General features: G+C 63.3%; 14 protein-coding genes. 8 read left to right on the top strand and 6 right to left on the bottom strand.

Features of this window, described 5'->3' with window-relative positions; all coding sequences use genetic code 11:
• Positions 1 to 84: 84 nt before the first annotated feature.
• Entirely contained in the window at positions 85 to 1,590 is a 1,506-nt protein-coding gene (locus SPH52_RS08700; RefSeq protein ID WP_411794624.1) for a RimK family protein, read from the bottom strand.
• Positions 1,591 to 1,775: 185 nt separating this feature from the next.
• Here SPH52_RS08700 and SPH52_RS08695 point away from each other — a divergent pair, with 185 nt between their 5' ends.
• From SPH52_RS08695 to pepN, 4 genes are all read left to right on the top strand, one after another.
• Positions 1,776 to 2,291, top strand: a complete 516-nt coding sequence (locus SPH52_RS08695) for a GNAT family N-acetyltransferase (protein ID WP_411794623.1) — start codon at positions 1,776 to 1,778, stop codon at positions 2,289 to 2,291.
• 39 nt (positions 2,292 to 2,330) lie between these two features.
• Entirely contained in the window at positions 2,331 to 2,816 is a 486-nt protein-coding gene (locus tag SPH52_RS08690; protein ID WP_411794622.1) for a YajQ family cyclic di-GMP-binding protein, read from the top strand.
• 145 nt (positions 2,817 to 2,961) lie between these two features.
• A complete protein-coding gene (locus SPH52_RS08685) occupies positions 2,962 to 3,369 on the top strand; it encodes a YbaN family protein (RefSeq protein ID WP_411794621.1) in 408 nt (135 codons plus the stop codon).
• Between the two features lie 72 nt (positions 3,370 to 3,441).
• Complete coding sequence (gene pepN / locus SPH52_RS08680) at positions 3,442 to 6,075, top strand: aminopeptidase N (RefSeq protein ID WP_411794620.1); 2,634 nt, start codon at positions 3,442 to 3,444, stop codon at positions 6,073 to 6,075.
• Positions 6,076 to 6,132: 57 nt separating this feature from the next.
• Here pepN and SPH52_RS08675 read toward each other — a convergent pair whose 3' ends face one another.
• Genes SPH52_RS08675 through SPH52_RS08660 form a run of 4 tightly spaced genes read right to left on the bottom strand, consistent with a single transcriptional unit; the run spans position 6,133 to position 8,694 of the window.
• Positions 6,133 to 6,420, bottom strand: coding sequence for a hypothetical protein (locus SPH52_RS08675; protein WP_411794619.1), 288 nt, complete (start codon positions 6,418 to 6,420; stop codon positions 6,133 to 6,135).
• Positions 6,421 to 6,437: 17 nt separating this feature from the next.
• Positions 6,438 to 6,824, bottom strand: coding sequence for a CBS domain-containing protein (locus SPH52_RS08670; RefSeq protein WP_010627336.1), 387 nt, complete (start codon positions 6,822 to 6,824; stop codon positions 6,438 to 6,440).
• 26 nt (positions 6,825 to 6,850) lie between these two features.
• Positions 6,851 to 7,201 carry a P-II family nitrogen regulator gene (locus SPH52_RS08665; RefSeq protein WP_411794618.1) on the bottom strand — a complete coding sequence of 117 codons (351 nt, stop codon included), beginning with the start codon at positions 7,199 to 7,201 and terminating at the stop codon, positions 6,851 to 6,853.
• A complete protein-coding gene (locus tag SPH52_RS08660) occupies positions 7,198 to 8,694 on the bottom strand; it encodes a DUF1538 domain-containing protein (protein WP_411794617.1) in 1,497 nt (498 codons plus the stop codon). The genes SPH52_RS08665 and SPH52_RS08660 overlap by 4 nt, the downstream gene beginning before the upstream one ends.
• A 192-nt stretch (positions 8,695 to 8,886) precedes the next feature.
• On the opposite strand from SPH52_RS08660, the gene SPH52_RS08655 reads away from it, so the two are divergent.
• From SPH52_RS08655 to SPH52_RS08645, 3 genes are all read left to right on the top strand, one after another.
• Complete coding sequence (locus tag SPH52_RS08655; RefSeq protein WP_411794616.1) at positions 8,887 to 9,483, top strand: LemA family protein; 597 nt, start codon at positions 8,887 to 8,889, stop codon at positions 9,481 to 9,483.
• A 12-nt stretch (positions 9,484 to 9,495) separates the two neighbouring features.
• On the top strand, positions 9,496 to 11,385 hold the full coding sequence (locus SPH52_RS08650; protein ID WP_411794615.1) for a M48 family metallopeptidase: 1,890 nt from the start codon (positions 9,496 to 9,498) through the stop codon (positions 11,383 to 11,385).
• A 134-nt stretch (positions 11,386 to 11,519) separates the two neighbouring features.
• Positions 11,520 to 12,173 carry a hypothetical protein gene (locus tag SPH52_RS08645; RefSeq protein ID WP_411794614.1) on the top strand — a complete coding sequence of 218 codons (654 nt, stop codon included), beginning with the start codon at positions 11,520 to 11,522 and terminating at the stop codon, positions 12,171 to 12,173.
• A 93-nt stretch (positions 12,174 to 12,266) separates the two neighbouring features.
• Here SPH52_RS08645 and SPH52_RS08640 read toward each other — a convergent pair whose 3' ends face one another.
• Positions 12,267 to 12,473: a cold-shock protein gene (locus SPH52_RS08640; RefSeq protein ID WP_411794613.1), complete on the bottom strand. Its 207-nt coding sequence runs from the start codon at positions 12,471 to 12,473 to the stop codon at positions 12,267 to 12,269.
• A gap of 367 nt (positions 12,474 to 12,840) precedes the next feature.
• On the opposite strand from SPH52_RS08640, the gene SPH52_RS08635 reads away from it, so the two are divergent.
• Positions 12,841 to 13,482 carry a LysE family translocator gene (locus SPH52_RS08635; protein WP_411794612.1) on the top strand — a complete coding sequence of 214 codons (642 nt, stop codon included), beginning with the start codon at positions 12,841 to 12,843 and terminating at the stop codon, positions 13,480 to 13,482.
• Positions 13,483 to 13,485 lie beyond the last annotated feature (3 nt).

Below are 13,485 nucleotides of genomic sequence, written 5' to 3'. Positions count from 1 at the left end.
AGACATTTGTGGAGGAGAGTGAGGTAATTTATTGATTTGTTTTGTTTGGTTCAGTAATTGGTGGCATGAACACCCTACGAGACCTCACTCTTCAGCCGACCGAGTCGAAACGCGGGCTTCCATGCGGGCGAGAAAGACGCCCATGATGCGTTCATAGAGCTGTCGACCGAGAACGGTATCCTCGATGCCGGCGTCCACGTTGGGATTGTCGTTCACCTCGATGACCACCACGCGGTTTCCGGCCTGCTTGATGTCGACGCCGTAGAGCCCGTTGCCGATCAAGCGGGTGGCCTTCAGAGCGGCCCTGATCACGGTGGGAGGCACCTCGGCGGGGTCGTGGGTAGTGAAGCCACCGCTCTTTACCCGGGCTCCCGAGTGGTCATAGATCTGCCAATGCCCACGCGCCATGTAATAGCGGCTGGCAAACAGTACCTGGCCATCGAGTATGCCGATACGCCAGTCGTATTCGGTCGGTAGCCACTCCTGCAGCAGCAGCAGGGCGGAATCCTCGAACAAGCGTCGGGTTTCGTGTTCGAGCTGTTCGAATGAGCCGATCTTGACGATGCCGCGCGAGAAGGAGCCGTCGGGGATCTTGAGTACCAAGGGGAAGCTGAGTCCGGCAACCCGCTCCGCCAGTGGTCGTCGGTCGCGCCGCTTCAGTAGCACGCCTTCGGGCGCAGGCACGCCGCGGGCACGCAGCAGTGCGTGAAGGTAGACCTTGTTGGTGCAGCGCAGGATGTCCCGCGGAGAGTCGATCACCACCAGTCCCTCATGCTCGGCGAGCCGGGCCATGCGGTAGGTATGGTGGTCCAGCGCCGTGGTCTCGCGGATGAAGAGCCCGTCGAACTCGGCCAGCCGGCCCGCATCGCGCCGGGTGATCAGCGAGACGTCGATACCCAGCTTGCGCCCGGCGCGGATGAATGCCTTGAGTGCGCTGCGGTTGCTTGGCGGCATGGTTTCCTTGGGGTCGACCAGGATCGCCAGGTCGAAGCGATAGCGGCGGCGCGCCTTGGGCGTCCGCCACACCTTGCGCGAGTGGCGGTTGAGCGCGGAGGCGAACAGGTCCTGTTCCTCGGCATTCAGGTCGCGCAGGGGGATCGGCTTGAGCCGGGCCAGCCGCCACAGGTCGTGGCGACGGACCAGGCGTGCCTCCAGCAGTGGGCAAGGCAGGCGCTCGAAGAGCTTGCGGGCGAGCCGGGCCAGCTCGGGTTCACGGCATTCACCGAACAATACCCGCAGGGTCACGCTGTCGCCGGCAAGGCGGCCGTGGCGTGCCAGCTCGCCGAGCAAGGGTGCCAGCGTATCCAGCTGCAGGTCGACCAGGGCCTTGCGCGACAGCTCGTTGAGGGTCTCCACGCTGGGCAGAACGCGCTGGCCGCGTGCCTGGGCGAGCAGGGAAACGTAGTAGCCGGTGCCCAGGTAGTCGAGTTCACCGCACAGGTTGATCACGTGGGTGCTGCGGTCCTGGTCGGCAGCGCTGCGATGGCGTCGATCCAGGGCCAGGAAATCGTCGGCGCTGATCAGGTCCTCGGAGGGATAGTAGGGCTGCCAGTCTTCCTGTCGATCGACGACGATACGCAAGGGGCACATGGGCGAGGTCCGTTCGGTTGATACGCGGCGGTAGCGTCGCGAGATGCGGCCAGCATGCCGTTGCAACTTCCTGTCGACAAGCGCTTCGACAGGTGAAATGATTTCATGATTGCGACGGTCCAAGGCCTGTCGATACGACCTGTTTCTACTGCATCCGTGTTGCTACCGCAGCCCCGGAGAGACCCATGACCGTTACTCTGCGCCAGGCCCAACCTCAGGATCTGGACGCACTTTTTCGCTTGGAGCAGGTGGCCTTCAGCGGCGACCTTTTCAGCCGTCGGCAGCTCTGGCACCTGTTGAATCGCGCTCATGCCGAGACCCTCGTCGCCGTCGACGGGAATCGACTCCTCGGCTATGGCACCCTGCTGTTCCGACGAGGCAGCCGTCGTGCCCGGCTCTACTCCTTCTGCGTTCATCCCGAGGCGCGGGGCAGTGGCCTTGGTCGCCAACTGCTCGAGGCGTTGGAGCGGACTGCCGGCGAGCATGATGTCGATGCGCTGGGCCTGGAGGTCAGGGCGGACAATCGCATCGCCCTGGGACTATACCGGCGCATGGGTTTCAGGCTGGAGCGCTGGCTCGACGACTACTATGAGGATGGCTGCGCGGGCTGGCAGATGAGCAAGGTGCTCGAGGTCTCTGCACGACAAGAAGACCCGACCCGGGAGGGTGAGCCCAGGCGCGCAGGGATTGGCCCGGGCTGATAGACTTCCCGGCACGATTGGGCAAACAAGGACATCGCCATGCCTTCCTTCGATATCGTTTCCGAGTACGACAAGCACGAAGCCAGCAATGCCGTCGATCAGGCCAACCGTGAAATACAGGGTCGCTTCGACTTCAAGGGTGTCAAGGCCAGCTTCGAGCTCAACGGCGACACGGTGCAGCTCGAGGCGGAAGTCGACTTCCAGCTCCAGCAGATGCTGGATGTGCTGCGCAATCGATTGATTGCCCGTGGCATCGATTCCCGCTGCATGGATATCCAGGCGCCCGAGCTTTCCGGTGTGCGTGCCCGCCAGGAGGTCAAGCTCAAGCAGGGCCTGGAGCAAGCGGAGGCCAAGGACATCGTCAAGCGCATCAAGGACAGCAAGCTCAAGGTCCAGGCACAGATCCAGGGCGAGAAGGTGCGGGTTACCGGCAAGAAGCGCGACGACCTGCAGGACGTCATCGCCATGCTGCGCGGTGAGGGTGGCCCCGACCTGGCGCTGCAGTTCGATAACTTCCGCGACTGAGCACCGCCGCTGCTTGCATTCGACAGCTCGCCTTCGGGCGAGCTTTTCTTTTTCTAAGAGTGCCATAGGCATGGCCGATTGGCCTGCACCGGTGAGATGGGCTTCAATGGAAGCAGCAGGGAAAGCCTGAATTGGAGCTTCATGCATGCAATCGCTTCGTCGCGGCCTCTATATCGCCCTGGCCTGGATCAGCTTCGCGCTCGGCGTGGTAGGCGTCTTCGTGCCACTGATGCCGACGACCTGCTTCATGCTGCTGGCGGTATGGGCCGCCTCGCGTGGCTCGCCACGCTTCGCCCTGTGGATCCGCGAGCATCCGCGCTTCGGCCCCACGGTCGTCGCCTGGGAGGGCGAACGCGCCATACCCCGCCACGCCAAGTGGATCGCCGGCCTGATGCTGTCCTTCTCGATTCTGGTGCTGTTGGTGACCCTCAGCCTGGTCTGGCTGAAGCTGCTGCTGGTGGCCGGCCTGGCGTTGCTGGGACTCTGGATCGTCACCCGGCCTGAGCCCGGCAGCGCGGCGGCGGAGTCGACGGCGCGCCTCGTGCGTCGCTGAGGCCAAGCATCTTTGAGGTTGGGGAGCCGGCAGCCGTACAATGGGCATCGATCATGGACAGGAGTCTCCCCGATGTCTGAACCCAAGCCGACCTACCGTCACGATTACCGGCCGCCCGCCTACCGTGTGACCCATGTCGAGCTGACTTTCGAACTTGACCCCGCCGCGACCAAGGTCAAGGCGAGCCTGCAGCTGGAGCGCCACCCGCAAAGTGGAGGTGAGGCGCCTCTAGAACTCGATGGTGAGCAGCTGATCCTCAAGCGGATCGCCATCGATGGTCAGGTGCTTGCCGACGACGAGTACTCGCTCAGCGAGGCCGGATTGACCGTCCACCGTCCACCCAGGCAGTTTCGCCTGGATACGGAAGTCGAGATCGCGCCCAGCGAGAACACGGCACTGGAAGGGCTTTATCTTTCCAACGGCATGTACTGCACCCAGTGCGAGGCCGAGGGTTTTCGCCGCATCACCTACTATCCGGATCGTCCGGACGTGATGGCCACTTTCTCCACCACCGTGATCGGAGACAGGGGCAGCCAGCCGGTGCTGCTCTCCAACGGCAACCCGGTGGAGCGGGGCGAACTGCCGGGTGGGCGACACTTCGTGACCTGGGACGATCCGTTCCCCAAGCCCAGCTACCTGTTTGCCCTGGTGGCCGGCGACCTCGAGAAGGTCGAGGATCGCTTCACCACCATGAGTGGGCGTGAGGTCACGCTGCAGATCTGGGTCGAGGAGGAGAACCTCGGCAAGACCGACCACGCCATGGCTTCGCTCAAGCGCGCCATGACCTGGGACGAAGAGACCTACGGACGCGAGTACGACCTCGACCTGTTCATGATCGTGGCGGTCAACGACTTCAACATGGGCGCCATGGAGAACAAGGGGCTCAATATCTTCAACTCATCGGCGGTGCTGACCCACCCGCACACCGCCACCGATGCCGCCTTCCAACGGGTCGAGAGCATCGTGGCCCACGAATATTTTCACAACTGGTCGGGCAACCGCGTGACCTGCCGCGACTGGTTCCAGCTCTCGCTCAAGGAGGGCTTCACCGTCTTTCGCGACCAATGCTTCTCCGCCGACGTCAATTCGGCGCCGGTCAAGCGCATCGAGGACGTGTCATTCTTCCGTACCTCGCAGTTCGCCGAGGACGCCGGACCTACCGCTCATCCGGTGCGCCCCGATCATTACATCGAGATCGGCAACTTCTACACCCTGACCATCTACGAAAAGGGCGCCGAGGTGGTACGCATGCTGTGCAACCTGGTGGGCTGGGAAGCCTTCCGTCGTGGCAGCGACCTCTACTTCGAACGCTTCGATGGCCAAGCGGTGACCATCGAGAACTTCGTCGAGTGCATGGCCGAGTCGTCTGGGCAGGATCTCTCTCAGTTCATGCGGTGGTACTCCCAGGCCGGCACCCCGGAGATCGACGCTTACGGTGAATACGACTACGCCAATGCCGAGTACCACCTGACCCTGCGTCAGCGTACGCCTGCGACGCCTGGTCAGCCCGAGAAGCAGCCGTTGCACATTCCCGTGCGCATGGGCCTGGTGGGCACCAAATCGGGGCGCGACCTGCCCTTGACACTGAATGGAGAGTCGCTCGGCAGCGATGCTGTGATCCACCTGCACGAGACGGAGCAGACCTTCGTCTTCTCCAACGTCCGTGAGGCGCCGGTGCCTTCACTGCTGCGCGGCTTTTCGGCGCCGGTCCAGCTACGTTTTCCTTACGGCCGCGAGGACCTGGCTTTCCTGTTGGCAAACGATTCCGACGGCTTCAACCGCTGGGATGCGGGTCAGCGGTTGGCCATGCTGGCGCTGGACGACCTCATCGCCGCCCATCGAAATGGCGTCGAAAAAGTCATGGACACACGCGTGGTCGAGGCTTTCCGTGCCTTGCTGGAACGCGGCAGCGACGACAAGGCGGTACTGGCCGAGATGCTGACGCTGCCCTCCGAGGCTTACATCGCCGAGCAGCAGCCGCTGGTGGATGTCGAGGCGATCCACGCCGCGCGGGTCTTCGTCAAGCAGTCGCTGGCCGCGACCCTTCGCGACGAATTGCTGCGCGTCTACGAGGAGAATCGTAGCGACGAACCCTATGCGCCGGAGCCGGAGCAGATCGCACGGCGCAGCCTGAAGAACGTGGCACTCTCCTACCTGATGGCGATCGAGGATGAGCAGGCCATCGAGCTTGCCCGCAGGCAGTTCGAGGCCGATCACAACATGACCGACGTGCGCCATGCGTTGACGCTGCTGACCCACAGTAGCCGTGACGACCTGGCGACTCCCGCGCTGCGTGCCTTCGGCGAGAAGTGGGCTCACGACTCCCTGGTGATGGATCAGTGGTTCGCCATCCAGGTCACCCGGCCGCAGGCGGACGCCCTGGACCGGGTCAAGCACTTGATGGCACATCCGGCGTTCTCGCTGAAGAATCCCAACAAGGTGCGGGCGCTGGTCGGCACCTTCGCCAACCAGAACCGGGTCAACTTCCACCGTGCCGACGGCGAGGGCTACCGGCTGTTGACCGACGTGGTGATCGAGCTCAACCGGCTCAACCCGGAAATCGCCGCGCGCCTGATCACGCCGCTGACCCGCTGGCGCCGCTTCGACGAATCGCGCCAGGAGCTGATGAAGGGTGAGCTCGAACGCATCCGCGCCGAGAAACTCTCGCCGAACGTGTATGAAGTGATTGAAAAGGCCCTGGCCTAGCAAGCCAATTCCGCTGCGCTCGATACCCTTTCATGGGGCTTCGAGCGCAGCGGAGCATCAATAGATCAACCAGCTCAACACCGTCACGCCCAACACCGCCCAGATCAAGGTGGCGAACAGGCTGCGGCGCAGCAGGGCGCGCAGGGCGAGATAGAGCAACCACAGCCCGAGCAACAGCACCGCCAGGCTGATCACGGTGGCGGGGATACCCAGCGAATTCGCCAGGCCGTCGAAGAAGCCGCGGGCGGAAGCCCCCAGGTTCTGGAAGAAGACGAGCAGCAAGTCGACCACGAAGCGAATGATCTCGCCCAGTGTCTGCCCTAGCCAGGTGAAGAAATCTTGCATATGCGAGTCCGGTCGGTTTACTCGATCATGTCGAGCACGGTGCCTACGATATCATCCATGGTGACCAGGCCAAGCAACTTGTTGTCGTCCAGTACCAGTACACGTTTGACTACGCTGTCGGTCATCAAGCTGGCGACGTGGCGCACGTCCAGCGATTCACCGACCCCGATGGCGGGCTTGGCGCAGACGTCATAGACGTTGATCAGGTCGATGTCGCCGTTCTCGGCGACGATGGTCTTGAGGATATTGGTGTAGGTGATCAGCCCCCAGGCATCGTGGGGATCCTGCTGTTCCACCACCAGGCTTTTCAGATTGTGACGCTTCATCAGGCTCAGCGCATCGCGCAGGGTGGCAAAGGGGGATACCGTCACCACGTCGCGGTTCATGATGTCCTTGACCAACATTTCGTTCTCTCCGTCAAACCATTCGCTCAGACATCTTGCCTGAGTCGTTCTTCGAAGCGCTTGACCTGCGCCATGTCGATGCCGCCGAGATGTTCCACCGGCAGCGTCATGACCAGCCCGCGGGAGTCCTCGCCGGTCGGGTTCAGTACTTGGCGTATCGCCTTGAGCACTCTCAGCGAGAGGCTCTTCTCCAGCGTCAGCAGCATGATGCTCTGGCTGCCTTCGTAGGTCAGCCCGAAGAAGGTCTTCTTGCGCTCACCGCCGATACCGCGGCCGGACATCAGCGTCATGCCGACCGCCCCGGCCTCGGTCGCGGCATCGATGCACTCCTGCTCAAGATCTTCCGGCACGATGGCGACCAACAGCGAAAACTTCATGTCGTCTTGCCTCCCGGCTGCGCCAGTTTTTCCATCAGAATGGCATAGCTCATTACGGTCACGATAGGAAAGATCGAGGCAAAGGCGATCAGCCCGAAGCCGTCGATCAACACGTTGCGGCCATCGATCTGGCTGGCCAGCCCGATCCCCAGCGCGGTAACCAGGGGTACCGTCACTTCGGAGGTAGTCACGCCGCCCAGGTCGAAGGCCAGCGCTACGATGTAGCGAGGCGCCAATGCAGTGAGCAGGATCACCAGCACATAGCCGCCGATGATGTAGTAGTGGATCGAGTCGCCGGTGATGATGCGATGCACACCGATGGTAATGCCGATGGCCACGCCCAGCGCTACCAGCAGACGGATGACGTTGCCCTGGATCTTGCCTGCGGCGGCCTCTTCGGCCTGCTGGCCCACGGCGATCAGCGCCGGCTCGGCCATGGTGGTGGCAAAGCCGATGCAGAAGGCGAACAGGTAGACCCACAGCCAGGTGTCGAAGCCGATCAGCTGTGCGGCCATGCTCTGGCCTATCGGGAACAGGCCGAGCTTGAGCCCCACCACGAAGGCGTAGAGTCCCACGATCACCAGGACGAAGCCGACACCGACCTTGAGTGGGCTGGCCAGAGGGTGGCGCAGCACAGCGTATTGGAAGAACAGAATGACCAGGATGATCGGCAGCACGTCGCGCAGCATGCCGAACAGGTCGAGAATCATCGTCACCCAGCCGGCCGGCTGCGCGACGTCATCCGCGGCGAGTAGCTGAGCGGCGCCGCCGGTCAGCGTGCCCGGATCGGCATAGACCAGGATGCCGTAGAGCTGCACGCTGATCATTGGCACCATCACCGCCAAGGCCACCAGGCCGAAGCCGTCGATCAGCGGATTGCGCCCACGGATCGAAGACGCCAGGCCGATGCCCAGCGCGGCGATCAGCGGCACGGTCACGATATTGGTGGTGACGCCGCCGGAATCGTAGGCCAGGCCGACGATCTCCTCGGGGGCGAAGAAGGTCACCAGCACTACCACCACGTAGCCGACGATCATGTACCAGTGCAGCGGGTGGCCCAGGATCACGCGAAATACGCCAAGTGCCATCACCAGCCCCACGGAGCTTGCCACGATCAGTCGCAACGTCAGGGCATCGATGCGTCCCTCGCTGATTATCGCGGCCTGTTCGGCGACGGCGATCAGGGCGGGTTCTGCCACTACCGCCGAGAAACCGATGGCAAAGCCGAACAGCATCAGCAGTGGCATGGAGCCGCGCCGGGTGAACTGGTTGGCGAGCCGTTTGCCCACCGGGAAGATGCTGAGCTCGAGCCCCTGCAGAAAGAGTGCCACGCCGACGGCCACGATCAGCAGACCCACGGCCATGCTCAGCCCACCCTCCGGCCACTCGCGCAGCAGTAGCGCCTGGAATGCCACCACCACGATGATGATCGGCAGCAGGTTGCGCAGGGCATGGGCAAGCGCGTGAAGAAAATCCTTGAACTGCTCTACCAAGACCGACTCCCTGGCAATATCGGTTGGGCAATGGTGTCGCGGCTAGCGTTGGCGGCGCAATGCAGCGGGCGATTGGCCTGCGCGGCTGCCACACTATACCATCGGCCTATGACAGTTAGCAGGCGCTAATGCAGGCACCATCCTTGACCCGTATCAAGCAAGGGGTCCACGGCAGCGGACAGGAGAACGCGAATGAACATGACAGTGATCGTCACTCTGGTGGTGTTGGCGCTGCTGGTGATCTACGGAGCCAGTATCTACAACCGCCTGGTGGCGCTGAAGAACCGCTATCAGAACGCCTTTGCTCAGATCGAGGTGCAACTCAAACGGCGCTACGACCTGATTCCCAACCTGGTGGAGACCGCCAAGGCCTACATGGCCCACGAGCGCGACACACTGACCGCCGTGACCGAAGCGCGCAATGCCGCCCTGGCCGGTTTGAAGTCGGCTGCCGCCCGTCCGGGCGAACCCGGAGCCATGGCCGAGCTGGCCGGCGCCGAGGGGGCGCTGGGTGCCGCCTTGGGGCGGCTCAACGTGGTGATGGAAGCCTATCCCGACCTCAAAGCCTCCGACAACATGCGCCAGCTCTCCGAGACGCTTACCAGTACCGAGAATCGCGTGGCGTTTGCACGCCAAGCCTTCAACGACGCGGTCATGCAGTACAACACCTACAAGCAGAGCTTCCCGCCGGTCTTGTTGGCGGGGCCGCTGGGTCATCGTGAGGATGCAGCGCTGCTTGAGTTCGATGACAGCGCCGAGATCCAGGCGGCGCCCAGCGTGCGCTTCTGACCGGTGTCGACGATGGATTTCTTCGGTGCTCAGCAGCGTGCACGGCGCCTGACCGTCTGGCTGGTCGCACTGCTGTTGATGGCCGTGGTCGGCATGATTGGTGCGGCCGTCGTGGTGGTGGCATTGGCCATGGCGCTGCTCGATGGCGGTCAGGCTGGGGCCCACCCGCTGGCCCTGGCGCTCGATCCGCTGCTGCTCGGCGGCGTGGCCATCGGCGTGCTGCTTGTCGTGGGGGCCGGCAGTCTGACGCGTCACTTGCAGTTGCGTAGCGGTGGTCCTGCGGTAGCCGAGGCGCTCGGTGGTCGGGCGATCAATGGCGGCACCCGCGACCCCGACGAGAGTCGCTTGCTCAACGTGGTGGAGGAGATGGCCATTGCGGCAGGCTTGCCGGTGCCGGCGGTCTATCTCCTCGATGAGCCGGGGATCAATGCCTTCGCCGCCGGCCATACGCCCCAGGACGCTGCAATCGGTGTGACACGAGGAGCCATTCGCTGCCTCACCCGGGATGAGTTGCAGGGTGTGATCGCTCATGAATTCAGCCATGTGCTGCATGGCGACATGCGACTCAACATGCGTCTGATCGCGCTGCTGTATGGCATCTTGGTTATCGGCCTCGTCGGGCGCATGCTGCTGCGTGGCACGGCGGTCCGGCACATGGGCCGAGGATCGCGTCAGAACAACGGGCGGGCCGTAGTGCTGGGGGCGGGGCTGGCCCTGATGCTGGTGGGCTTCGTCGGTACCCTGTGCGGCAATCTGATCAAGGCCGCGGTCAGTCGTCAGCGCGAGTTCCTGGCCGATGCCAGCGCGGTGCAGTACACCCGCAACCCGGCCGGCCTGGCCGATGCCCTGAAGCGCGTAGCAGCGCATGCCCATGGCTCCGAGTTGCGTGCTACCGGCGCCGAGGAGTTCAGTCATCTCTATTTCAGTCGTGGTTTGCCTGGCCTGCGTGGGTTGACCGCCACCCATCCGCCGTTGACGACCCGCATACGCCGCCTCGAACCTGAGTGGGACGGTCGCCTGCCCGAGCCGAGTGCCAACCGTGAACCGACCAAGCAGGCCGGTCCGGGTAAGGGGGCGGCACAGGCAAGGCCGGCCCAGGCAGCGACGCTGGCTGGAACCTTGGCCCTGCGGGTCGGCGAGCCACGCGGTGAAGACCTGCAGCAGGCGCATGGGGCGCTGGCCGGTATCGACCCAGTACTGCTCGAGGCCGCTCACGACCCCTATGCGGCTCGTGCCGTGATCTACGGCATCCTGATGGGGGTCGACCCGGCCAGCCGCACCCGCCAGCGCGAAGACTTGGTCGAGTCGGCCCTGCCGGACGTGCTGGCTGAGCTGGATCGTCTGGAGCAACCGCTTGGCAAGGTGCTTCCCGGCCAGCGGCTGGCGCTGATCGAGCTGTGCCTGCCGTTGCTGAAGCAGCTTTCGGTGGCTCAGTACGCACGCTTTCGTCACTGCCTCGAGCGGCTGATGGCAGCCGAGCAAGATCCCGGGGCCCTGCAATGGGCCCTGCATCGCCTGATCGTAGTCGGTAGTGAGGGGGCGGTGCATCATCGCGGGCGTCGGCAGTCGCTGGCCCGGCTCGAGGCTCCGGTGGCACGCCTATTGTCGAGCCTGGCGCTGGCGGGGAGCAATGAGGAGGCGCAGGCAGCGGACGCGTTCCGTGAAGCGGCCGCTACGCTGGGCCTGTCCATGCGGTTGCTGGCCCAGCCGGCTACCCCTCACGAGCTCGATCGGGCCTTGGATCATTGCCGCCAATTGGACGATGACGAACGGGTGAGGCTGCTCGGTGCAATGGCGCACTGCGTTGCCCATGATGGTCATGTTTCCGCTCAGGAAGCTGAGCTGCTCCGGGCCGTGGCCTGGTCGCTTGGCTGCCCGCTACCGATCACTGCCACGAATTGAGGCGGGAGAGGGATCGTTTTGCCCTTCCGCTGTCCAAGCAGTAGGGTGATCCGCGCCCCGGCGGCTTGCAGCGACCGCCGGGCTCTGCTGGAATGGAGCCCTTTTGCTGGTCTCATATGGATGGGAGAAAGCCGATGGCCAAGACGCCCTGGATTCCTGTCGCCGTAGCGTTGACCCTTGCCTTGGGGCTGGCGGGTTGCGGCGACAACGATGAGGAGGAGGCCGTACCAAACCAGGCTGAGGAGCCCTCGACACCGCCTCCCGCGGCAGAAGAGGAGGTGGAAACCGAGGACGAATCGCTGCCTGCCGTGCCGGAAGACGAAACCGCCCTCGAGCCCGGCGAGGAGATCGAGGCTGATACCGAGACGCTGGGTGAATCTCCTGTTGATACTCTGGAAGAGGGAGGGGCGCTTCCGGGCGAGCCGACTCGTGACGATATAGACGCCATTCTCGAGGATACCGAGCGCCGTTTTGAAGAGGCGCAGCGTCAGATCGACCAACAGTTCGAGGAAGTGGAACGCGACGGGCCCGCCTTGGAACCGATGGAGGGTTCCGCAGAGCCCGGCCGGCGCCTCGAGCCCATGGAGAACGATGAGGGCAGCACGGCTTCGGACATTGAAAGGGAGGCCGAGCGAACCGGTGAGGTCACCCAGTCGGACGTCGATGCCTGGCTCGAAGAGACCGAGCGGCGCTTCGAGGAGGCGCGTCGCCAGCTCGACGAACAGTTCGAAGAGGCTGAGCGGCGTGAGCCCAGAAGCGAAGCGCCGCAGTTCGAAATCGAAGACTGATCGACGAAAAAGGCCCATCGTGAAGATGGGCCTTTCGTCTGACTGCCAGGCCGCCTTCGGGTGGCCGGGCGCCGGTCCGACCGAGGTGTTACCTCAGTTGGCGAGCCGGATGTTGGAGGCCTGAAGGCCTTTTTTGCCCTGGGTCACGTCGAAGGTAACCTTCTGACCGTCCTGCAGGGTCTTGAAGCCTTCAGCCTGAATCTCGGAGAAATGCGCGAACAGGTCATCACCGCCGTCGTCCGGAGAGATGAAGCCGTAGCCCTTGGTATCGTTGAACCACTTGACAGTGCCAGTTGCCATTGTCGATTTTCCTTACTTACAGTTTGATCGTGCTGGGCACTCGGCAATGCCGGGCCCGAAGTGCGTGGGCAAGAGACGAAAAGTGCGCTTCGGGTGCATCGAGAACTCGATATACGACGGGACGACTTTCCACTTTGCAGACCAACGCAGCGGTAACAGTCGGTGTGGAGGTTGCGATCTATGGCATGGGCCTCGCATCACCGATATCACTCGCTCAATCCACTGTAGATAGAAAAATTACAAGCGTCCAGAGAATCCGTTGCCTTAAATTGACCATACTTTGGGCTGCCCGTAGCCCCACTTGGCCGCCTTCGGCTACCCTCCTCGCCAGGCCACTCAACCTCCTTTCCTTGAAGCGGACCCAACCATGTTCGATGCTCAATTCTGGCCTTTTGTGATCGCCATTACGCTGCTGTCGATGAGTCCGGGAGTCGACACTCTGCTGGTCATTCGCAATACCGCCCGCGGTGGCGTGCGCGACGGCGTGCTCACCAGCCTGGCGATCTGCTGCGGCCTGTTCGTGCATGCCACGATTTCGGCGCTGGGCATTTCGCTGATACTGCTGCAGTCGGCCTGGGCATTCAGTGCGCTCAAGATGGCGGGGGCGGCGTACCTCATATGGTTGGGGCTCAACGGCTTGATGGCAGCGCGACGCGGCAGTGGTCTGCCGCTTACGGCAGTGCGGGGCGAACGGCAAGCCGTGCCGGTTTGGCGGCCGCTGCGCGAAGGGCTGCTCTCCAACGTGCTCAATCCCAAGACAGTGGTCTTCTATATGGCTTTTCTGCCCCAGTTCATTGCGCCGAGCGACCCGGCATTGCTCAAGTCGCTGTGGCTTGCCGGGGTGCACTTCGTGATTGCCAACCTGTGGCAGATCGCCATCGTGTTCATGGTCGGTAGCGCAGGGCGTTGGCTGGCCAGCCGACTCTTTTCCCGTGCGCTGAACGGAGTGACCGGGGCTGTGCTGATCCTGTTCGGCGTCAGGCTGGCGCTGGAACGGCCACCAGCCTGACCG

Origin of the sequence: Halomonas sp. A29, from assembly GCF_046723295.1 — a bacterium.
In the GTDB taxonomy this organism is placed as follows: domain Bacteria; phylum Pseudomonadota; class Gammaproteobacteria; order Pseudomonadales; family Halomonadaceae; genus Halomonas.
This window is presented reverse-complemented; position numbering and strand designations above follow the sequence as displayed.